Annotated in this window: 16 protein-coding genes and 4 pseudogenes; 3 read left to right on the top strand and 17 right to left on the bottom strand. The window is 60.7% G+C overall.

The features are described from left to right. Window positions 1–249: 249 nt before the first annotated feature. Entirely contained in the window at window positions 250–894 is a 645-nt protein-coding gene (locus tag SO140_RS34955; protein ID WP_474803738.1) for an ABC transporter substrate-binding protein, read from the bottom strand. After that, window positions 882–1,226, bottom strand: a complete 345-nt coding sequence (locus tag SO140_RS34950) for a type 1 periplasmic-binding domain-containing protein (RefSeq protein WP_474803740.1) — start codon at window positions 1,224–1,226, stop codon at window positions 882–884. The genes SO140_RS34955 and SO140_RS34950 overlap by 13 nt, the downstream gene beginning before the upstream one ends. Before the next feature lie 307 nt (window positions 1,227–1,533). Between SO140_RS34950 and SO140_RS34945 the strand changes: the two genes are divergently transcribed. Continuing rightward, window positions 1,534–2,469: an ankyrin repeat domain-containing protein gene (locus SO140_RS34945; protein WP_498543743.1), complete on the top strand. Its 936-nt coding sequence runs from the start codon at window positions 1,534–1,536 to the stop codon at window positions 2,467–2,469. 137 nt (window positions 2,470–2,606) lie between these two features. Here the strand turns inward: SO140_RS34945 and SO140_RS34940 are convergent, their stop codons facing one another. The 3 genes from SO140_RS34940 to SO140_RS34930 form a co-directional block, all read right to left on the bottom strand. Continuing rightward, on the bottom strand, window positions 2,607–3,134 hold the full coding sequence (locus SO140_RS34940; protein ID WP_498541855.1) for a c-type cytochrome: 528 nt from the start codon (window positions 3,132–3,134) through the stop codon (window positions 2,607–2,609). A gap of 120 nt (window positions 3,135–3,254) precedes the next feature. After that, complete coding sequence (locus SO140_RS34935) at window positions 3,255–4,967, bottom strand: pyrroloquinoline quinone-dependent dehydrogenase (RefSeq protein ID WP_474803749.1); 1,713 nt, start codon at window positions 4,965–4,967, stop codon at window positions 3,255–3,257. 1,248 nt (window positions 4,968–6,215) lie between these two features. Next, entirely contained in the window at window positions 6,216–6,674 is a 459-nt protein-coding gene (locus tag SO140_RS34930; RefSeq protein WP_498543742.1) for a hypothetical protein, read from the bottom strand. Between the two features lie 276 nt (window positions 6,675–6,950). On the opposite strand from SO140_RS34930, the gene SO140_RS34925 reads away from it, so the two are divergent. Then, window positions 6,951–7,850 (top strand): sulfite exporter TauE/SafE family protein, encoded by a 900-nt coding sequence (locus SO140_RS34925; RefSeq protein ID WP_498543741.1) that lies wholly within the window; start codon window positions 6,951–6,953, stop codon window positions 7,848–7,850. A gap of 365 nt (window positions 7,851–8,215) precedes the next feature. On the opposite strand, the pseudogene SO140_RS34920 reads toward SO140_RS34925, so the two are convergent. The 10 genes and pseudogenes from SO140_RS34920 to SO140_RS34875 form a co-directional block, all read right to left on the bottom strand. Then, window positions 8,216–8,960, bottom strand: a pseudogene (locus tag SO140_RS34920) (TauD/TfdA dioxygenase family protein). 113 nt (window positions 8,961–9,073) lie between these two features. Next, entirely contained in the window at window positions 9,074–9,340 is a 267-nt protein-coding gene (locus tag SO140_RS34915) for a hypothetical protein (protein WP_474803757.1), read from the bottom strand. 11 nt (window positions 9,341–9,351) lie between these two features. Continuing rightward, window positions 9,352–10,197 (bottom strand): annotated as a pseudogene (locus SO140_RS34910) (sigma-54-dependent transcriptional regulator); the annotation flags it as partial. Next, complete coding sequence (locus SO140_RS34905) at window positions 10,182–10,841, bottom strand: sensor histidine kinase (RefSeq protein WP_498541854.1); 660 nt, start codon at window positions 10,839–10,841, stop codon at window positions 10,182–10,184. The pseudogene SO140_RS34910 and the gene SO140_RS34905, both read right to left, overlap by 16 nt. Window positions 10,842–10,925: 84 nt before the next feature. Further along, window positions 10,926–11,132 (bottom strand): hypothetical protein, encoded by a 207-nt coding sequence (locus tag SO140_RS34900; RefSeq protein WP_498541853.1) that lies wholly within the window; start codon window positions 11,130–11,132, stop codon window positions 10,926–10,928. Window positions 11,133–11,951: 819 nt separating this feature from the next. Then, window positions 11,952–13,161: pseudogene (locus SO140_RS34895) on the bottom strand (MFS transporter). A 58-nt stretch (window positions 13,162–13,219) separates the two neighbouring features. Continuing rightward, window positions 13,220–13,681 carry a hypothetical protein gene (locus tag SO140_RS34890; RefSeq protein ID WP_474803762.1) on the bottom strand — a complete coding sequence of 154 codons (462 nt, stop codon included), beginning with the start codon at window positions 13,679–13,681 and terminating at the stop codon, window positions 13,220–13,222. Then, on the bottom strand, window positions 13,678–14,358 hold the full coding sequence (locus tag SO140_RS34885) for a metallophosphoesterase family protein (protein ID WP_498541852.1): 681 nt from the start codon (window positions 14,356–14,358) through the stop codon (window positions 13,678–13,680). The genes SO140_RS34890 and SO140_RS34885 overlap by 4 nt, the downstream gene beginning before the upstream one ends. A gap of 467 nt (window positions 14,359–14,825) precedes the next feature. Then, complete coding sequence (locus SO140_RS34880) at window positions 14,826–15,614, bottom strand: nucleotidyl transferase AbiEii/AbiGii toxin family protein (protein ID WP_498543744.1); 789 nt, start codon at window positions 15,612–15,614, stop codon at window positions 14,826–14,828. Window positions 15,615–15,648: 34 nt separating this feature from the next. Beyond that, window positions 15,649–16,446, bottom strand: a complete 798-nt coding sequence (locus SO140_RS34875; protein WP_474803768.1) for a type IV toxin-antitoxin system AbiEi family antitoxin domain-containing protein — start codon at window positions 16,444–16,446, stop codon at window positions 15,649–15,651. 310 nt (window positions 16,447–16,756) lie between these two features. Here SO140_RS34875 and SO140_RS34870 point away from each other — a divergent pair. Then, a pseudogene (locus SO140_RS34870) lies at window positions 16,757–18,062 on the top strand (DUF2130 domain-containing protein). Window positions 18,063–18,794: 732 nt separating this feature from the next. On the opposite strand, the gene SO140_RS34865 reads toward SO140_RS34870, so the two are convergent. Then, window positions 18,795–19,022, bottom strand: a complete 228-nt coding sequence (locus tag SO140_RS34865; protein WP_474803771.1) for a hypothetical protein — start codon at window positions 19,020–19,022, stop codon at window positions 18,795–18,797. Window positions 19,023–19,215: 193 nt separating this feature from the next. Further along, window positions 19,216–20,007: a histidine kinase dimerization/phosphoacceptor domain -containing protein gene (locus tag SO140_RS34860; protein WP_498541850.1), complete on the bottom strand. Its 792-nt coding sequence runs from the start codon at window positions 20,005–20,007 to the stop codon at window positions 19,216–19,218. Window positions 20,008–20,105 lie beyond the last annotated feature (98 nt).

The raw sequence follows: 20,105 nt of genomic DNA, 5'->3' as shown, positions 1-20,105 counted from the left end.
GCCTTGGCGCTTTTTGGACGCCGGTCAGTTGACCCTGCGGAGCCTCCTTCTTGCCGGCGTCCAAAAACCAGCACAATAGGAGAACTGGGCGAGCCTATCAGCTCAGCGCTTCATCGTGGGACCGGTGCTGGCCGCCACGAGAGGTCGTCCGACCAAAGATAAATAGCGATCGCCGCTAAGCACAGAGCGTTATGCCAATCCAGAAGATCGGCGAATGATGGATTGGTCGTCGGTCGCTCGAAGCGGGCCTCATTCAATCACCTCGTTGGCACGGCCGAGCAGCGAGACCGGGACGGTGATGCCGAGCGCCTTGGCGGTCTTGAGGTTGATAATCAGCTCGACTTTCGTGGCCTGCTGCACAGGCATATGGGCCGGCCTTTCGCCCTTGAGAATCCGGCCCGTGTAGACGCCGGTTTGTCGGAACAGGTCCCTAAGGTTGGTACCGTAGCTGATCAAGCCGCCGGCCGCGGCGAACTCGTGAGTCTGAAAGACAGTGGGCATCGCGTGACGGACGGTCAGAGCGCCGAGCTGTCCGATCTGATTAACGAAGAATGCATCGTTGCCGATCACGAGCCCGGCTGCCCGCTGTTGGACGAGGGTTGCGAAGACGGTGTCGATGTCGCGATCGGTGCTCGCATGAAACACACGAAGCTGCAGCCCGCGAGTTTGGGCCGCTGCCTGCAGATCTCTTGATAAGGTTTCGGCAAGCCCGGGATTGGTCGGATTTACGAGCAGGCCGATGATTGACGCCGTGGGCACCAACTCGTGCAACAGCTCCAACCGCTTCGGCCCTATCTCCGTATTCAACGAGGTCACGCCGGTGATGTTGCCGCTCGGTCGATTTAGGCTTTTGACCAGGCCAAGTTCGACCGGATTGTCCCCTAGCTCGAACACGATCGGAATCGTCTCGGTCGCAGCCTTGGCCGCAAGTGCCGCAGTCTTGACGGCGCTGCGATCACGATCACCTGACGACTAACCAGATCAGCCGCCAGGGCCGGCAGTCGGTCGTTCTGGCCCTCCGCCCAGCGGTATTCGATCGCCACGTTCTTGCCCTCGACATAGCCGGTCTCGTTCAGGCCTTGGCGGAACGCGCGCACAAGGTCGGCGTGTGGACCGGGCGATGCGCTGTGGAGGAAGCCGATCACCGGCATCGGCTGCTGCTGCGCCTGCGCCGCGAGTGGCCAGGCTGCTGCCGTAGCAGCTATGATGAACTCGCGTCTTCGCATCGTTTGCCCAAAGCTCTGGACGAAGCATCGTAGCGGCTCAAACGAGTACGCTCATATGGGTGGAATTGGCTCTGAGCCAAGGTCCCTGAGCGCGGCCTGATGTCTCAGTTGGGTCAGGAGCACCGGTTGACGGCTCGGCCGGTTTCTTCCGGTCTACCTCGATGAGCCGACAACAGGGACGTCGCCCGACCTGCGCCTTCGGGCCACAAGCAGAAGTGCTTCGTAGTCTGGTGCACTTTGAGTCGGCGGCTTTAGGGATGTCGGCCAACTTGGCATCCACCGCGCGCTGTGTCATGTTGCATGAAGAATGGCGAGGGAGGGTTGTCTCTTGTCCCGGCACGTTGGAGCTCTATGCTCGGCCGCATTGCTCGTACTTGGCACTTCGTCGGCGACCGTCGCCTCGGAAAGATGTCAGGAAATCGGCCGTCGGTTTCAACCCGCGCAATCTCAGGTCACTGCAATGGAGGTATCCTTACTTCTATTCTCTGCAGCGGACGAGAATTGTACCGAGCTGGCGACCGGGCTACTGGACTATGGCGCATCAGTGGACGCGCGCGACCGGTTTGGAGCCCGCCCGCTCAGCCACGCCGCGCGATCTGGCCATCTGGAAATGGTGGATCTTTTGCTTGCGCGTCACGCTCCAATTGATGCGCGCAATCTCGCGGGCGCAACGGCGCTATACTTCGCGGCTGAACGCGGCCATCTCGCGGTCGCCCGGCGACTTATTGAACGCGGCGCCGATGTCACACTCACCGGACGCAGTGGAGTATCTCCGGTCGCAGCCGCCGCTTATGCAGGCAGCGACGCAATCGTCGAAACGCTGCTGGCACATGGCGCTGACCAAGGTGTGCCCGACAACACCGGAAAACCGCCAATTGTCTACGCGGCGGCCCGCGCCCGGCTTGACATTGTGAAGCGCCTGCTTTCGCGAAACATCGATATCAATGCCCGCTATCCGAATGATTTGACGCTGCTGATGTGGGCTGCGGGTCCGGATGAAACAATTCCGGAGACGGAGGCTGTCAAGGTTGTGAGCTATCTACTGGATTCAGGCGCGCACATCGATGATCGCGATGCCCGCGGCCGGACGGCTCTCATGATCGCCGCCGAAGGCGGGCACGCTGAGATCGCCAGTCTCCTGCTTGCGCGGGGCGCCGATCCTTCGCTCAAGGACAACGCGGGCAAACGCGCCGCGGATCTCACCTCACTATCGTTGTTGCGTAATCGACTGGGCGCACCGTAGCGAGGGGGCGTCCTAGAGCATCATCCGGAAAAGTGTGAAGCGGCTTTCCCTTGCGACAAACGCGGAACGCGTTTGCGAAGCTCAAACAAGAAGCTAAAGCGCGATGATGACCCTTCCCAATTTCATCGAGCTTTAGTTTAAAGACCAGCGAGATATTGCGCGAGCGCCGCAAGATCGTCGACAGGCGTGGCGCGCATCAGGTCAGTCATGCCGGGATTGTTGCCACGCGCGCGGGTGCGGAAATCGGTAATTGTCTTGGCGAGATACTCTTGGCTCTGCCCAGCCAGCCGCGGTACGGTGCCAGCACCCTGAAATTGCTCGAGATGACAGCTGGTGCAGCCCACCGAGTGCTCCGCGCTGAGCGCCCGCTGCGCAACATCCTTTGGCGACCGCGGCTGGCCCAGGTTAGGCCACGGCTTTTGAGCGAAATACTCTGCGATCGCTAGCATTTCGTCCTTCTCGAAGGACGACGCAATCGGCTGCATGATCTCGCTCTTGCGGTCACCCCGTTTGAAGTCGCGCAGCTGGATGTAGGTGTAGCCGGCTTGCTGTCCCCAGATGATGGGAATCGCCTTGTCGCTCGGCTTGCCGTCCTGGCCGTGACAGCCGGCGCACACCTCGACTTTTTCCGCGATGCTTTGTGCAAAGGCGGGGGCTGCGGTCAACAATGCCCCGAGGATCGTCCCGATCGAAATCACCCAGTTCACATTGCAGACCGTCGAATTCCGGGGGGTTTACAGAAGCGGGGCCGACTCTGGCCCCGCATCTGTGATCGCGACGTTCGTTCAATCGAGCGTAAAGGCGATGATGTTGTTGCCACGCCTGAAGTTCACCTGAGTGTTACCGCCCGCGCCGACCACGATATATTGCCTATCGCCCACCGAATAGCTGGACGGCGGTGCATTGACGCCCGCACCGGCGCGGAAGCTCCACAGTTCCTTGCCGGTGGACGAGTCGTAGGCGGCGAACTTGCCGTTGCCTTCACCAGCAAAGACCAGACCGCCCGCGGTGGCGAGAATGCCGCCGATCATCGGCTCTGGCGTGTTCACCTGCCATCTGATCTTGCCGGTGTTGTAGTCGACGGCGGTGATATTTCCCGCCTGCTTTTCACCTGGAATGGCCGTGAAGGCGCCGCCAAGCCAGAGCTTGCCGTTCGGATAGGGCGAGTTCTCGACCCGGTAGTGCATGGGCTGATGCAAATTGATGGCGTAGGCGAGCCCCTGTCCGGGGTCGGTAGCGATCGGCGACCATTCGACGCCGCCGTTTGCCCCTGGAAGCATGCGCGCGCCTTCCTTGGTCGGCAAGGTCCACATATTCTCCTGCGGCACCATCGCCTCAGAGAACCGGATCAGGCTGCAGTCTTTCCGGTCGTGAACATAGACGTGACCGGTTTTGCCAGCATGGATCACGCCCGGAATGGTCTTGCCGTCCTTGTCCTGCACATCCACCAGCACCGGCGGGCTCGCGGCATCGAGATCCCAGACGTCGTGGGCAATATACTGAAGGTGACAGACGAAGTTTCCGGTATCCAAGTCAAGCGATACCAGCGAGTTGGTGTAGAGATTGTCGCCGGGGCGCGGCGCACCGTCGAGGTCGGGAGATGGATTGCCGACCACGAAATAGATCCGGTTGGTGGCGAGATCGACAGCGGGATTTTGCCAGACGCCGCCGCCCAGCCTCTTGTAGGGGTCGCCGATCTTGGCGAGTTGGTCCTTTTCAGCCTGGATATCGCGATGCATGTCGCGCCCAGTAGCGTCCGTGGTTGCCCAGACGCCGACGGAATTTTCTGGGATGGTGTCGAAATTCCAGAGCAGCTTGCCGGTCTTCGCATCATAGGCCCTGACAAAGCCGCGGACACCGTATTCGCCGCCGTTGGTGCCGATCAAGACCTTGTCCTTGACGACCGTCGGAGCCATCGTCTCGCTGTAGCCGAGCTCGGGATCAGCGATATCGCTGCTCCAGACGACTTCGCCGGTCTTCGCATCCAATGCCACCAGCTTGGAGTCCAGCGTAGCCAGGTAAACCTTGTCACCGAGAACCTGGACACCGCGATTGTTGGGACCGCAGCAGTAGGTCGTTATGGGCCCCATCTTGTGGCTATAGTGCCAGAGCTGTTCGCCCGTCTTGGCGTCAATCGCATAGACATGGCTGAACGATGTCGTCACGTACATCACACCATCGATCACAATGGGCGACGTTTCGAGGGATTCCTTGACCTCGGCCTGGAAGATCCAGGCGACGTGCAGGTTTTTCACATTGTCGCGGTTGATCTGCTTTGCGGGATGAAAGCGTGTTTGAGCGTAGTTGCCGTTGGTCAGCAGAAAGTTCGTTGCATTCTTGTCCGCTGCATTGAGCTGGTCTTGAGTGACCGGCGAAACCTTCGCCTCGCGCGGAGGCGACCATTGATCCTGCAGCTTGACTTCTTGCGCATGACTTGATGCTGCGAGCGTGCAGCCCAGACCGAACAACGTGGCGTATGCGACAGAATATCTTTTCATGGCTCAGCCCCGTAATTATTCGAATTATCGGAATAAGCGCTCATGTACGTCTGCTCTTGAATTCTGGTCTTGCGAAGCCTGTTTGACAAGCAGAAAGCCATAGGCGTGTGCGGGCGCGCTCAAGCCTTTGGCGTTCGCGGCCGCGAAATCAGCGCGCGTTGCAGCACCCAAATCCTGCGATTCGCTGCGCGAGTGCGGCAGCGCCGCTTGCATTTCAGAAGGACGCAGCCGCACACAGGCGTGCGCTGCCGATAAGAGATACGTCGGCAACCAGTAAGCACCCTTAGGTCATGGTCCCTGGCCTAAATTCAGCGGACAATCTTGAGGCATTGCCGCCAAACTATCGCGCGTCCGATCCAGCGCGGCTCGGTGATAGCCTAGTCGTCGGGTACCACGATCCATAGCCCGTAAAGACGACCGCGACAAAGCCCATTATCGCTATGGAGGCACGGCTCGGCTGTCGCCGAGGCGGACAATTAAAACGAAGTCGCTTCAGTTGACGGCCTCCTTAATTTCTCATGTCGCCTTTCGGCCCAAGCGGCGGTTGAGGAATGTCTGCTATTCCGCCGCTACTGGGGGGATAAGCAGACGTCCAGCCAACCGGCCGAAAATGATGGGGGCGATTGCAGACCGGGCAGGGCTTACCGGGCGCTCCACAACCGCATGCGCGAGGACCTCCTTCCCAAGGCCGCTCGGGATGGGCCTCGCAGACCCAACCTGTGTCATAGCAACGTGGGCAGCGCATCCGCGGTCCATCCGGCGAGCAGCATCCTGTCAGAGTCCGGCTGCACGTCGCGCATCGCCGCATTTGACCCAAAGAACCCCCGCCGGGTTGCTGCATCCGACGGGGGCCCGTTACGGTGGATGGCGTGAGGCTAGTCTTGGAGGAGGCTAGGTGTCACGCCAAAGACCCGCCACTTCATGGAAGCGTCATCTTTCGGTTTCGGCAAGCTCAAGTGTTAAGCAGAAGTATGACGGAGCGGCTGACGTAGATTGTCGCTCACGTTGGCACTCGCTTCCAAATCGGGAAATGCGTGCCTGGGCGACAGACCTTGGAGAGCCATGCGAGTTCGCTTGGGGATCGGCCGTCGCGATCCGCTTGGCGGCAAATGCGAAGAACTCAACGAGAGCAAATCGGGTCCGCAATACTCCGCTGTCCGGACCTCGACAGCGCGTACGGACACCTCAGAATAGCCAATGAACGACATCATTCGCCTACCTCGTCGGTCGCCAATGACGTGGCATCGGTCAAAATTGAAGCGGACTGACCGAAATGGAAATCTTGCCGTCCGCAGCTTGTTCTACCTTAAAGTCCACCTCCTTTTGCGCTGTTACATCCTCAACGGTCACATGCAACAACCCAGTACAGGTAACTGCTCGCTTTGCTTTGTTTCTCGAATTTGTGCGTATTGTATCATCCAACCTATATGCGGCGCCTTGTCTCGCCTTTTTCCAAATGGCTAATTTTTCGGCTTCTGTGCTCCTATTACTTACCATCGCCGCGACCGCGCTCGAATTCTTGACAGCGTAGTCGACGAGCGCGTTGTCGCTGTCGTCTGAAACGATCTTAACCACCGTACTGCGCGTATCGAAAGAATCACACTCGGGCGTCGTCCCGCCACAACCGCTCAGCAAAAGCAAAGCAGGGAGACACCAGAAAACCGACTGTCCTTCCCGAAAATGCTTCATCGGAATCGTCACGATCATCTTTCCTATTCCGACAAAAGAGGATTTTCATCCGTTAACCGAGCCGCGTTACTGCTGAGAGCCGTCCTTGGGTCAAACGCGCCGTTTTGGAAGTCGGCCCGTCGCCTTCCGGTTGTCGGCCCTATGTTGGAGGAGGCGCGTAGGGGGCATGGTATGAATCTTTCTTAAATCACTGATGGGCCCGGCGCGGTTCCAACCTGCAAACAGACCGCAAGAAGTGATAGGATAAAGGTCGGTCGCCTCGCGGGCGACCATTGCCCGTATGGGGAGCCAACGATGCCTCCTCTTGATACTGCGGTGATCGTTCTCGCTGGCATTGCTTTTGTTGCAGCCTTCGTAAATGGCGCGCTCGGCTATGGGTTTTCCTCGCTCACCGTGCCCGTGGCTCTCATTTTCTATGCAAATCGCATCCTGAATCCCGCCGTCGTCCTGGTCGAGGTGGTCACGAACTTCTACGTTCTATCCATCAATTTGAACGGCGTGGCAGCTGTATGGAAGAGGGTGTTTCCAATCATCGCCGGGCTCCTGCCCGGCATTGGAATCGGCGCCTTGCTTCTCACTACGGTTCAGCCGGGCTGGATCAAACTCGCTACCTACGCACTCATTCTGCCTCTCATCCTGGTTCAGGCAGCCGGTTTTCGCAGACCAATTCGGCAGACATGGTGGGTTGGTCTTCCCTTTGGAACTGCGCTGGGCATCCTGTATTCCGTCACCACCATCTCGGGACCACCGCTGGCGATGCTGTTCAACAACCAGGGTCTGGTCAAAACCGAGTTCCGAGCCGGTCTCGCATTGGTTCGCGTGGCCGAGTCGAGCGTGACCGCCATCGTCTATTACCAGCTTGGCCTGTTTACGGCTGAAAGCCAGAACATCTTATGGGTGCTAGTTCCCTGCGTTGCGGTTGGGGTACCGCTCGGCGCCTATGTCATCCGCCATCTGGATGCGGAGACGTTTCGTCGGATGTGCATGAGCTTTGATGCGTGGGTCGTGGGATTTCGGCTTCTCCCGGGTATTGATCGAGCTGAATGTGATGCAAAGCCCCTGGGCCTATGTCGTTCTGGCCCTCACATTTTTGATCGACGGCTATTTGCTGTACATGTTTTTCACTCGGAGAGCGGCCTCAAGGCGATCGGCAAGAGCTTTGCTTACGCCCGGCGCTCCGAGTGGGCTGGATAATCGCATCGCTCCGGAGATGACCGAACCTCCCTACGACCCGCTTGCTCGGCTTAACACCGACCTCGGTTACGTTGTGGCGATCCTTGCTATCGCCATGCTGGTCTTTGCGGTTTTGCCTCCAAGTCGCTTGCCATAGAGCGCGGACTCGGCTCGCTGTTGGATCAGCAAAGGGTCAGGCGGGTCAGGCGGCATCTGCACCAACGCGACTCGGGCTGGAGGAGGTCTTCTTGGGGAGATGTCCGAGAATGGGATGGTCCGCCGCGCGGCGCGATGCCGCGCACGAACAAATCGAAACATAGCGTTCATTTTGGCAAATCCTGTCAATCATGCGGAGATCGGGCGGCCGTCATCAAGCAGCCTTTTCATCAGGCCGCCTTGGCGGTCTGTGGCTTCGGCACCTTGATGCGCGCTACGCTGTGACGACCATCGACGCTCACCGGCACCTCGCCATCGATGGTGGCGCGGCGGACGACGCGATGCTGATCGCCGTAGTCGTTGACCGCGTAGTGCTGGGTCGCACGGTTGTCCCAGATGGCACCACCGGATGCTCGGTCTCGTACATGGTGCCGGTGAAGACTTCGTCGAAGTGCTTGCGGTCCGCTTCGCTCGCACGCGTCTTCACGGCGTAGTCGTAGGCGTTGCTGTGGACCGCCCAGAGCTCGTCGGCGAGCTTGCGCAGCGGCGCCGGCAAATCGAGATAGGCCGCCGCCGTATTCGACCACACAGTATCGCCGCCATAGGCCGGGATGACCCCGAGATCTTCGGATACGCGTCGACGAAGGTGACGTCCGTGTGCCACTGGTCGGCGCGGCCGCCACCGCGGCCGGAGTCGAGCTCCAGGATCGACGAAGTGCCCTTGGTCGCACCGACCGTCGGATGCGGCACGAGCTTGCCAAGCCGCACGGCAAAGCGTTCCTGCTCGGCATCGTCGAGATGGCCCTGGTCGCGGAAGAAGATGACTTTGTGCTCGAGCAGCACCTGGTTGACGGCGCGAATGACGTCGTCGGACAGATCACCGGACAACTTGACGTTCCGGATCTCGGCCCCGAGCCGCGCTTTGACGATGTCAGCGCGCGGAATGACGTTGTCGATTGTGGTCGTGTTGCTCATGATCTTGATCTCTCGTTGTGATGAACAAAGCTCCGCCATGCACCGGTGGTGCGCGCGGCGGCGAAGAGTGATGGTGACGTCTTGAGTTTGATCCTGGGGAATCACGTCAGCAGCTAAACGGTCAGCGGCACACGGATCCCGGCGGTACAGCTCTCCGCCATCACGCCGGCACAACACCGCACGCACATCAGCCGGGCTGCTTCGCGAACGATTTGTGGATCGGATTGCCGCATGGTGAAACGACCCCGCTTGAACGTTGCCGATGGTAAAAGCGATCGCGATCCAGTCAATGAAACGAAACAAGCTTTGTTTTCCGCGCCGAGCAATGATCGCTTCGTTGGCAACGCGCATGCGGAAATATTTGCGGTGATGACGGTCAATGCGAGCGATTCACGCGAACAGTCGCGGGCAAAATCGAGCCAACGACCGGCGAAGCAGCCTGTTTCGCCCGCTTTCCATGCGAGTGCGAACGCGCTCGTCTCCGTTCGGCCGTTGGTCTTGTGCTTACAGCGCTTCTGATCTCATCGAGAAACAGCGTACCCTTGTCGGCATCGCGGAATGCGCCGCTGCGCTCGGCAAGGGCGCCGGTGAACGCCCCGCGCACGTGACCGAACAGCTCGCTCTCAAGCAGGTCTCTCGGAATCGCGGCGCAGTTCACGGCGATGAACGGCCCACTGCCGCGCCGTCCATGCCGGTGAATGGCGCGCGCCACCAGCTCTTTTCCGGTTCCGGTCTCGCCGGTGATCAGAACAGTTGCATCGCTGTCGGCCACGAGCCCAATTGTCTTCTGTACCGCGCGCATCGCTTCGCTTGAGCCGACCAGATCATCATCTGGCGGTGACGCGCGGGACGCAGGCGTCGCGTCGGAATATGCCCGCGCCCGCAGCATCCGCGACATCAGGAAATCGAGATCGGCGCGAGCGATCGGTTTCGTGAGATGATCGAAGGCGCCCAGCCGCATCGCCTCAATGGTGTTGGCAGCGCTGGCGTAGGCGGTAAGGATCGCGACAGGCGGCGCCTTAGCGGGGTCGGCACGCAGGCGCCGAAGAACTTCGAGGCCATCCATCCCCGGCATCCGAAGATCGAGCAGGACTGCATCGAACCGCTCGCGGCTGGCGAGATCGAGAGCGACCCGTCCGCTCGGCGCCTCGACCGCGCGGTGGCCGAGATCACTCAGCGTCTCGGCCAGCCCTTCTCGCAGCGCTGCGTCATCGTCGACAATCAGGACGGTCGCCATGGCAGCTCCAATACAAATATGGTCCCATCACTTTTGTGAACGGCCCGCACCGTCCCACCATGCGCCTCGGCGATCTCCCGTACAACGGCAAGGCCAAGACCCGTACCCTCGGAACGTCCTGGCTCAAATAGGTGGGCTCGCACCTCTTCGGGGACTCCGCGGCCGGTGTCAGCAACGGACAAAGCCATGCGATCCCCTATCCTTTCCGCAGAGAGCGTCACGCGACCACCAGCCGGCGTGTTCTGGATGGCATTGAGGATGAGATTGTCGATCGCTTGCGCGATTCGTGCGGGGTCGAAGCGCGCCTCGGCGCCACCTCCGCAGACTTCGAGCTCGAGCCCCTGCGCGGCCGCTTGTTCGCGGAACAGCTCGATGCGCTCCGTCAGGAAGGCGGCCACATCTTTGACCGGCACCGCGACCAGCGGTGCGCGCTGGACTGAGCTCAGGAGATTGCGGAGCAGAGTTTCCAGGCGACCAATCTGCTCGACGATGACCCGAAGGGCGTTATCCTTGCGTGCGAGATCGGGGCCGGCAGCGACAGCATTCTCGGCCTTGAGCCGCATCGCTGCAATGGGGTTACGGATCTCATGCGCGACGCCGGCGACGACACGCCCCAGTGTGGCGAGACGGTTGGCCTCGGCCACTTGCCGCACCAATGCCTCGGAGGTCCGGCGGGCCTCAGCCAGGCGGATACCCGCGCGGTTGATAGCTTCGACAATCCGATCGATTCAATCCCGCTGTCCGGTGAGGTCGAGCTTGGGTAGCTCATCGTTGCTGCTGGTGAGCGCCGCTTCCACCCGCTGTAGCCGTCGCGACCAGCCAAGGAGCAAGCGCCCAAGCCAGGCGGCAGACCCCAGCACGACGAGAAGCAGAACGCTCAGTCCCGCCATGGCCTGGATATAGGCCTGCCCGCCCGTGGTCGGCACGCGGGCCATGGTCCACGCAGACAGACCTGGAACAGGTCCGGGCAGAGGGCAGGCATGGAGCAGCAGGGTCTGTGCCCGGCCTTCCCGGCGGCGGTCGAAAGGCGCGCCGTCGAGCGCCGCAGTGTCGGCGGCTTCGCGGATGCTTGGCAGCTCAGCTTCCGGCAGATCGGTCTTCTGTCCGGTCCCCTCATAGGTCGGGAACGCATAGGCGAGCCTTTGCCCTTCTGCCAGATCCCGCCCTCGACGCCATTGAGGTCACGCAGCGCAATCTGCACCACCCCGGTCAAGCCACGAGTCAGGTCAGGGTCGTGGACATCCGCCGGTGCGCGTGTCGCACCGGTGGTGAAGAACTGGTAGCGCGCCGCGATCGCATCGGAGCCATGGGCCACGGCCGCTGATGCCCGTCGCAGCTGTTCCGTGGTCGACTGCTCGTAGAGCGACAGCAGCAGCGCACCGACGACGACGGAAGCGAGAAGGAAACCACTCCAGCAGACGACGAACCAGCCGATAATCGAACGCGGTACGGCTCTGTCTGCCAGGTTCAAGATTTGACGACCAATCCTGATCAGGCGCCCGAGGGACGCCTTTGCGTCATAGGGAGCGGCAGCGCATGACAATCTCCGAGCAATCTGGCCATCCCTTGATTCACGTGTACGATCATCCTCGTCGAACAACGCTACTTCAAGCCGCCTCACGGCCCGTTCTCCGGCAACAACCCACGAACGACAATCCGGGTTACCATTACAGTGCGGATCCCCGGACAACGTGGGTTCACCCCCCAACCGAACATGGTGCCAGGCGCCGCTGCTTGCGCAGGCTCGCCCGTTGTCAGGGGCCCGTGCCGCTGTTTCTCGGCGCCTCTCCCGTTTCGGGCATTGCGATCAGGAAGACCAAGAAGGCCGCGAGCGCGACGCCGGCAAGCGTTAAGAAGGCGGCGCTGTAGCCGGCCTTTACGACGATCACACCCGCGACAGTGTTGCTGAGGGAAGCGCCGATCCCCTGCACCGTCGCCACCGCGCCCTGACTCACGCTGTAGCGACCGGTCCCGCGCATCAGGTCGGCCAGCACCAGCGGCGTCAGTACCCCAAAGATGCCGGCGCCGACCCCATCGAGCAGTTGTACGGAGATGAGCCAAGCGATCATCGGAGACTGTATAGAGCACCCCGCGGAGCGGCAAGATCGCAAAGGCCGCGAGGAAGATCGGCTTGCGTCCCCAAGCGTCGGCCCTGGCCCCCGCAAGCAGCGCCATCGGCAGCATGACCACCTGCGCCGCCACGATGCAGGCCGACATCAACGGCGTCTCCTGGCCCTTGTGCGCGAGTGCCAGCTTCTGCCCGACCAATGGCAACATCGCGGCGTTGGCGAAATGAAACAGCGCCACACAGACCGCAAAGATCAGCAGTGGCCTGCATGTGAGCAGCACGCTCAAGCCAGACGGCTGTTCGCCGCCGACTGGATCGGTTCGGTCGAGACCGCGCGCCCGCGCGTGATCGATGGCGCTGGCCGGGATCGACAGTACCGAAAGAGCTGCCAGCACGGAAAAGATCGGAACCAGAAAGAAGACCGCGCTCTGGGAGAACCACCAGCCCACGACGCCAGCCACAATGGCAATCGACACATTGCCGGCATGATCGAAGGCAGCGTTCCGACCCGTGCGGTAAGCGAGACCGCGTGATCCCAGAATACCGAGGGTGATCGCGGCAATCGCCGGGCCGAAGAAGGCGCCGGCCACGGCCATCATCGTCTGTGCCGTCAGCACAACAGGAACGTTTGGCGCAGTCGCGATGGCGAGCGCGCTTGCAGTCAGGACGCCAAGTCCAGCCACAACCGCCCCACGTTTCCAACGCGTCGCGTCGATGAAAGCGCCAATTGGTGCGTGAACGACCAGCCCCACAATTCCGGCGACCGTGGCGACGATGCCGATCGTCGCCGGGTCCCAATGCCGCTCGGTCAATAGGAAAATTCCGAGGTATGGCCCCAACGAGCCCCTGACGTCGGCAAGAGTGAAGTTGAGCCAGTCAAGGGACGCCCATCGCATGGTTGGTCTCCCGCTACAACAGCGACTTGGCCAGACTCGTGGGGCGATACGAATACCTTCACCACTTGCGACCGTTCTTGTTCGGGCCGAGCTGCGTTCCAAGAATGCCTTTCTCCGGATAAGCCCCGATCGCATTGGCATCGTCGCCTGGCAGGTACGGCGGCAGCTCATAGCGGCCTGACTGGCTCGTCAGCACGGAGATCGTGTCGGAAGCCTCGCGCCCATCCGCGGTCTTGACCTGGACTGCGACGTGATGGACGCCATCCGCCGACTCACGGGAGTCCCAGACGCAGCCCCAGGTCGTGCTGGTCCCGCTCCTTTGCATCGGCTGCCACGAGCCGTCATCGATACGGCACATAGCGGAAACAACCCCCAGAGCGTCCCAGGTCTTGACGCGCACCTCGGTGACGCCGCGCACCACCTGCTCGGGCTGGTCAGGATCAACGATGAAGGCTTGATCGGCGGGCGACGTGATCATGACGAACGGCCAGCCGCCGATTGGCTTGAACTTCCAACTCACCACGCCATCGTCGAGATTGGCAATGGAGAAGCCGACCGGTCCCTCCTCGATCTGGCCAGTCGAGCGCGTGGCGGCATAGATCGTCTGGCCGTCCTTGGCGATTTCGTTGTAGTGCGTGTGCCCATGTCGACCATGATGACGCGATGCTTCCGCATCAGCGCCTGCACTGTGTCCGCGCTGCTTCCTAGTTCGCTCGGATAGGTATGCACGAAGAGAACCGGCCGTTGCTCACCCGCATCGGCCGCCTGCAACTCGCGTGCGAGCCACTCGAGTTGGGCGAGACCGATCCCAAAACCCTTCGGGCGCCCGTTGTCTCGAGCATTGAGGAACAGGCACCGATAAGAGCTGATCGAGCGGCTGCGCCAAAGCGCGGGCTCCAAGCAGCGGCAATAGAGATCGAGGCTGCCGGTCTTCGCATCGTGATCGCCGGGAATGATCTCGGGAGGGATGGTCAGGCGTTCGATCGCCTGCTTGACGAGGAGAAACTGCTCCTCGGTTCCGTCCTCGGCGTTGTCACCAGGAAGGACGGCGAAGTCGATTCCGCCAGAGAGGTTGGTGTTCGCCTGCGCGATGAGCGTCAGGAAATCCTGATAGTTCTGCTCGTCACGATCGGTGATATGCAGATCGCCAAAGTGCACCCAGGAGAGCACGTTGGAATAGCGGACGTTCGTTGGCATTTTTATTTCCTTTGCCTGAAGAGAGTTGTTCTCGTTCCAAGCTAAGGCATCGCCTCCGCAAGGCTCGTGCCAATTGCGAAGTCACGCGTTCTCAGCACTTTTCCGGCGCACTTCATTGCAAACTGTCTGAATTTACGACGGCCGTTGTCCGATCAGCGGACAGCACATTCCCCGCGCGGACAAACCTCATGGCGGAGGTCGGGGCCACCGAGGGCGTGGCATCGCCGCCGTGCGCTCACGTCGATCATGATCGACATCGGAACCCATCTCGGTGATTGGGATCCGTCAGTCACCGAGCTCGCGCAGCGCCAGCGCGTGACACAGCGGCTATGTGAGCTGGCATTTCCACGAACAATTACTTGATCCGATGCGCGATCGCGCGATCAGGCATTGCGCAAGACTTCCTCGAGCTGTGCGACTAGCTTCGCCCGGTGCTCGGCAGGAAGATTGTCCAGATTGATCTGCTTTCAGCGCACCGCCGGCAGCTCCGCCGCGCCGGCGACGCCCAGCAGGCTCCAATCGGGCTCGCCGCGCTTGAACCCTATGAGGAAATCCTTGTGAGCTTGGGGCATTTTTCCCGCGAGTTCAGCGATCAGCATCTCCCGGGCTTCGAGCAACTCGTCCAAGGTTACTCCATCGGCGGTCATGCCCGCGAAGCCGTGCGTGAATTCGTGCTGGATGTCCTTGCGACGAGGAACCTCGACCTCGGAAATCGGCCTGTCATGGCTGATGAGGTAGACGATGAACGCCTTGCGGAGATCGTCTGTGATGCCTTCGTTGGCGAGCAGATCGCGGACATCAAAGAGGTCACGCGGATGCTGCCGGTCGAGCGCCGCGACAAGCTTGCCGGCGTATAGATCGGCGAACGACACGACTTTCATCTGTGCGAAGCCGAATGTTTCTTCGACGCTCGGCGACACGTCGCGCAACTCTGGCTCGAAGACGCAGCCCCTGATCACCGGCGTGGCCTCGATCTTGACCTGCGCATCACCTTTCTGGACAGTCAGCTTGGTGACGATCTTTTCACGAGCGTTGACGACTTCCGTCACCTGTGCACCCGGCAATCCTTTTCTGGTGGCCGCCGCCATGCGCTTCATCGCCGCATCGATCGCGGTAAGAGATTCGGGGCGCGGAGCCACCGGCAGATAGGTCAGGTCGATATCGACCGATAAGCGCGGCATGTCGCGGTGGAAGAGATTGATGGCGGTGCCGCCCTTGAGCGCAAAATCGGGCTCCGCCGCGACGAACGGGATCATCTCGATCAACAAGGCCACTTGATGCCGATATTTTTCAGACGGGGGCATTGAGATCGTCTGGGATGGTTATGAGATATTTGGTATCGAGTTTGCCGCCCTTGACGAGCATGCGCTTTCCCGTGCCGAGATTGACTTTCGATTTGTCGATCTGTTTGAGCCAGGCATGCTGATTCCGCTCCGCGAACCAGAAGAACAGTCGTTTGACCTTGATGCTTTTGCAGCCCTCCAGAAGCATTTGCAGCCGCCGGGGACTCAGGCTCCTCAAGCCTTCCGCCAGTGCATCGACCTGATGGAAGCTTTCGTGGTGAGGCAATTCGTCGAGCAGTTCGAGGAACGCACGTTCGGGTGTCGATGCCGTGAGAGGCCAGTCAAATGATCCCGGTATTTCCCGCGTCGTCCCCGACTTTGGTCCGGGCGAGTTTCCGTGCGTTTTGAACAGGCTTTGCGTGCGGTGAACGCGGAATTTCTGTTTGAGCGGGAGTTTGCCGAGCCACCCGGGAGCAGGCCGCGTTCCGTATAGATGTACGGTCGAAGGACCCGTCTCGCTCAAGTAGTGACCGAAGCCTTGAGTCTCGAGGGCGGTACGTCCGCCGACGACGAGATCGGAGCCGAGCAGTCGCTGGAGCGAAACAACGACACTCTGCCAGGAGAGCTCGCCGAGCGGGCGCTTGAAGGTTCCCCGCGCCGGCTGAACCAGCCACCCGGCCGATACGTATTGGCTGCGCAGGCTGGTCGAATATCCATGCCGCTCCATCCAGGCGGCATCGACCAGCAGGCCCTGCGGGAGGGTCCTTTCGAGCTTGTTTAGCTTTCTGCCGGTTTGCTCAGCCATACTAAGTAAATTACCACATCTTCAAACCTCCTCCAAGGTTTAGGTTCTATCGATTTTCCGGAGCCAGACTAAGTAAAACCATCCTAAATATAAACTCAGGGGGGATCCAAAAATTGACACCATGTTCCTATTTTGTTCTTATTCGGATTACCCTCCTGCGAGGCTGCTCGCGCTGAGGGTAACTCAACGTGTCGGTGGAAAACCCGCCGGCGAAGTCGAAATCAACAACGCGTATGTGGACATTAGGCCGAGCGATATCGCAATCGCGCACAGATCATGTTGAATCCGGTTGCAGAGATGACGGTGAGTAATGAGTTTCAAAGCAACCGGCGCTTCGCACGAGACGACCCTACATTGCCCCAAATGCAATCACGAGATCCGGCTGACGGAATCGTTGGCCGCTCCCCTCCTCGCTGAAACCCGTCAGCGCTTTCAACAGCAGCTGGCCAGCAAAGATGCAGAGATGGAGCGTAAGACCGAGGCACTGCGGCTGGAACGCGAGCAGATCGCTAAGGACCGCGAGCAAATCGAGGACCACGTTGCGAAGCGATTGACCGCCGAACGTGCCCAGCTGGTCGCGGCCGAAAGCAAGAAGGCGCGAGAGGCGGCCGCAGCAGAGCTGCAGGCGAAGGAAGCGGAAGCCGCGGAGCTACGAGCCAACCTGCTCACCAACAACGCAAAGCTTGCCGAGGCCCAAAAGCAGCAAGCCGAACTGATGCGACAGCAGCGCGCACTCGAAGAGGAAAAGCGCGAACTCGACCTGACAATCGAGAAGCGCGTGCAGGCCTCAATCAGCGAAATCCAGATCAAGGCCAGGCAGGAAGCCGACGAGGCTGCGCGCTTACGCGTTGCCGAGAAGGACCAGACCATCGAGTCGATGTCCCGAACGATCGAGGAGCTCAAGCGCAAGGCCGAGCAGGGATCACAGCAATCCCAAGGGGAAGTACTCGAGCTCGAGCTCGAAGAGCTTCTGCGCGGACGTTTTCCGACCGACTCGATTGAGCCGGTTGGAAAAGGTGAGCTCGGGGCGGACGTTATTCAACAGGTGAATGGTGCTGTTGGCCAATCTGCCGGCATCATCCTTTGGGAAACCAAACGCACCAAGGCGTGGAGTGATGGGTGGCTCGCCAAATTACGCGACGACCAGCGCCGTTCCGGCGCCGACGTCGCTCTGATCATCTCCCATGCGCTGCCGAAACAAATCGAGCAATTTGATCTCGTCGACGGCGTATGGGTGGCTCATCCGCGTTGCGCATTGCCGGTCGCCGTGGCGCTCCGTCAGGGTCTGATCGACGTGAGCAGCTCACGCCTCGTTCAGCAGGGCCAGCAGACCAAGATGGAGCAGGTCTATCACTACCTGACGGGCACGAAGTTTCGGCAGCGGGTCGAAGCTGTCGTTGAGAAATTCAACGATATGCGCGAGGATCTCGACAAGGAGCGCAAGTTTTTGGGCCGGCAATGGGCCAAGCGGGAAACCCAAATCCTGGCCGTCATCGATTCGACCGTGCTTGATCGGCGACCTGCAGGCAATTGCCGGTAAGGCCATGCCGGATATTCCCAGCCTAGATACTCCGTTGTTGGAGAACGCTGTTGAGGTCGAACGGAAAGTTGGATGATCCCTCCCCTACCCTCTTTATACTGCATCCGCGCGCGAGCCGCCTAGGATCGCATGCAGACTTCGGCCGGCTGTTCACGTCAAGCGCGTAACCAGAAGCGGGCAGTTCGTTGCACGCCGAAGCTTGCCCTCTCGTCATTCCGAATCCCAGCCCTGCCCTAACGGGGAACGGACGACGGACATAAGGATTCGTCGTATCAGGAGCTGTCAATGCTGACGACGCGTGAGCGAAGACCAACGATACGGACGCTGCGCGGATGGGCGATCCAAGTGCTCCAGGAAGCCGGCGCCATCCGCGAATGCGACGAACACTCTCGCTAATTTGCATTGGATTTCACGCTCTTGGTGCCCAGGAAAGGATTGGAACTCGATCCAGCAGACTATAGCAAAAACAACAACTTACCTTTGCGCCAAGTCTGGAGCTTGTACCACTGGACTGTGCTTGTGTCGACCGTGCTCTGACGCCAACCCACGTATGGCAACGGCGGGGAAACTGCGCCTGCAAGAGCGGCTTTGGACAGTCCGGCATGGCTCGGCTCAATTCGTCCCAACGGCCTTCGCGCCCGCACGCGTCAGAGTCTCGACAATCTCCTGCCGGACTCCTCGCCAAGGAAGTCGACCGACACCCCGACCGAACGCCCTATTCTGTTCCTCCTGCTCAGGCGCGGTTTTCGCCTCGGTGCCCTCAGAGCGCGTCGCGGGCAATGTCTTTCCTGGCAGCAATGACAGCGCTTCAATCCAATCTGCGCTGGGGCTCGCACCTGACGTCAGTTGCATAGCTGATTCCCAGCCGGGACTCTTCCCTCCCCAGGCGTTCGCGACCGACCGGCGCGCGCAGGCGAGTGAGTTCGATCCACGCCAATGCGGCGTTGATCCATCTCTGGCGATCGGCACCATCGGCTTCGGCGGCGAGCTTCATCGCCGCAAATGCTTCGTGCTGCGGGTCGTATTCGACGTCCATGGGAGTGAAGCTATAACCGCAGATCGTAAACGATCACGCATCGCTGCGACCGTACGAATCCGGGGTGCCTACCGCCGAACATCTTCCTGCTGCCGGCGATGGCGGACATCGCGTTTTCCTGCGCTCTGCGACGGATGATCTTCAGAATGGCTTGTTGCGTCGGCCAGACCCGCGCCACGGAGACGGCGATACTTCAGAAGATGCCAAGGAGAGCGAACACCGCGACTTCGCCGAGGAAGGCCAAGGTCATGACCGCGACCGTGAGAAACACATCGCCTATCGGCATGGGCATGGCAGGGCCTCGCGTGTGCTGCGCCCCTCTCGTGAACACGTGAAGCCGCGGAAAGGTTTCGGTTCCGCCGACCGGGTTCCGGGTATAGGTTCGCCGCGGGGCAGGCCCTTCCGACGGGGCAGACAAATGCGAGTCCTTGAATCGCATGTTCACCGAGCGCGAGAGATGGTCGTAAACTTCGGCCATCACCTGCAACCGGTGGGCGGTCGCCTCAAGCGCTGCGGCGACCTCCGGTGCGCCATGTCTTGCCTCCAGCCGGATCATCCCGCTGAGGATCGCCAGGTTGTTCTTGGTCCGGTGCGCCATCTCCTGCAGCAGCACGGCCTTGGTCTTGTCCGCCTGCATGACCCGCCGGAGCTCGGCGCGCTGAAATTCGGCGACGGTCGCCGTCCCGGCCGCCGTGATCGCGAAGAGCGAATTCGTCGCGAGGAAATCGAGGCCGAAGCCGCCGGCGTAGCTCATGTAGCCGCCGACGCCGACCGCAATGATCGCCGCAAAGATTCCGGAGCCACGATCGAAGATCAGACCCGAGAGAAACACGCCGGGCAGCAGCAGGAAATATCCGGGCACCCCGGTCTGCATCTGGAGCGCCATCTGCAGCACGGCACACACCACCATGATGGCCGCGGAGATGCCGTACCGGACCGGGCTCGGAAGCCTGTGCTCCAGAACCAGGGGGTAGAGCCTATTCATGAGGTCCCAAGCCATAGGCAGATGCCGTTGGTTGCGAAGCATAGTGTGCCCACCCCCTCTGATTGCGCGCCTGCTCCGAGACTGACGATCCGGAACGT

It is taken from the genome of Bradyrhizobium sp. UFLA05-108 (genome assembly GCF_059803455.1).
Note: the sequence above shows the minus strand (reverse complement) of the source record. Positions and strands in the feature narration are given on the sequence as shown.

Coding starts and splice junctions, on each gene's coding strand:
- SO140_RS34900 (WP_498541853.1), bottom strand. CDS start 11,132: ATGGCCCGCGTGCCGACCACGGGCGGGCAGGCCTATATCCAGGCCATG.
- SO140_RS34875 (WP_474803768.1), bottom strand. CDS start 16,446: ATGGCTGAGCAAACCGGCAGAAAGCTAAACAAGCTCGAAAGGACCCTC.
- SO140_RS34930 (WP_498543742.1), bottom strand. CDS start 6,674: ATGATCGTGACGATTCCGATGAAGCATTTTCGGGAAGGACAGTCGGTT.
- SO140_RS34935 (WP_474803749.1), bottom strand. CDS start 4,967: ATGAAAAGATATTCTGTCGCATACGCCACGTTGTTCGGTCTGGGCTGC.
- SO140_RS34880 (WP_498543744.1), bottom strand. CDS start 15,614: ATGATCCCGTTCGTCGCGGCGGAGCCCGATTTTGCGCTCAAGGGCGGC.
- SO140_RS34950 (WP_474803740.1), bottom strand. CDS start 1,226: ATGCGAAGACGCGAGTTCATCATAGCTGCTACGGCAGCAGCCTGGCCA.
- SO140_RS34885 (WP_498541852.1), bottom strand. CDS start 14,358: ATGCCAACGAACGTCCGCTATTCCAACGTGCTCTCCTGGGTGCACTTT.
- SO140_RS34860 (WP_498541850.1), bottom strand. CDS start 20,007: ATGAATAGGCTCTACCCCCTGGTTCTGGAGCACAGGCTTCCGAGCCCG.
- SO140_RS34925 (WP_498543741.1), top strand. CDS start 6,951: ATGCCTCCTCTTGATACTGCGGTGATCGTTCTCGCTGGCATTGCTTTT.
- SO140_RS34945 (WP_498543743.1), top strand. CDS start 1,534: ATGGCGAGGGAGGGTTGTCTCTTGTCCCGGCACGTTGGAGCTCTATGC.
- SO140_RS34865 (WP_474803771.1), bottom strand. CDS start 19,022: ATGGACGTCGAATACGACCCGCAGCACGAAGCATTTGCGGCGATGAAG.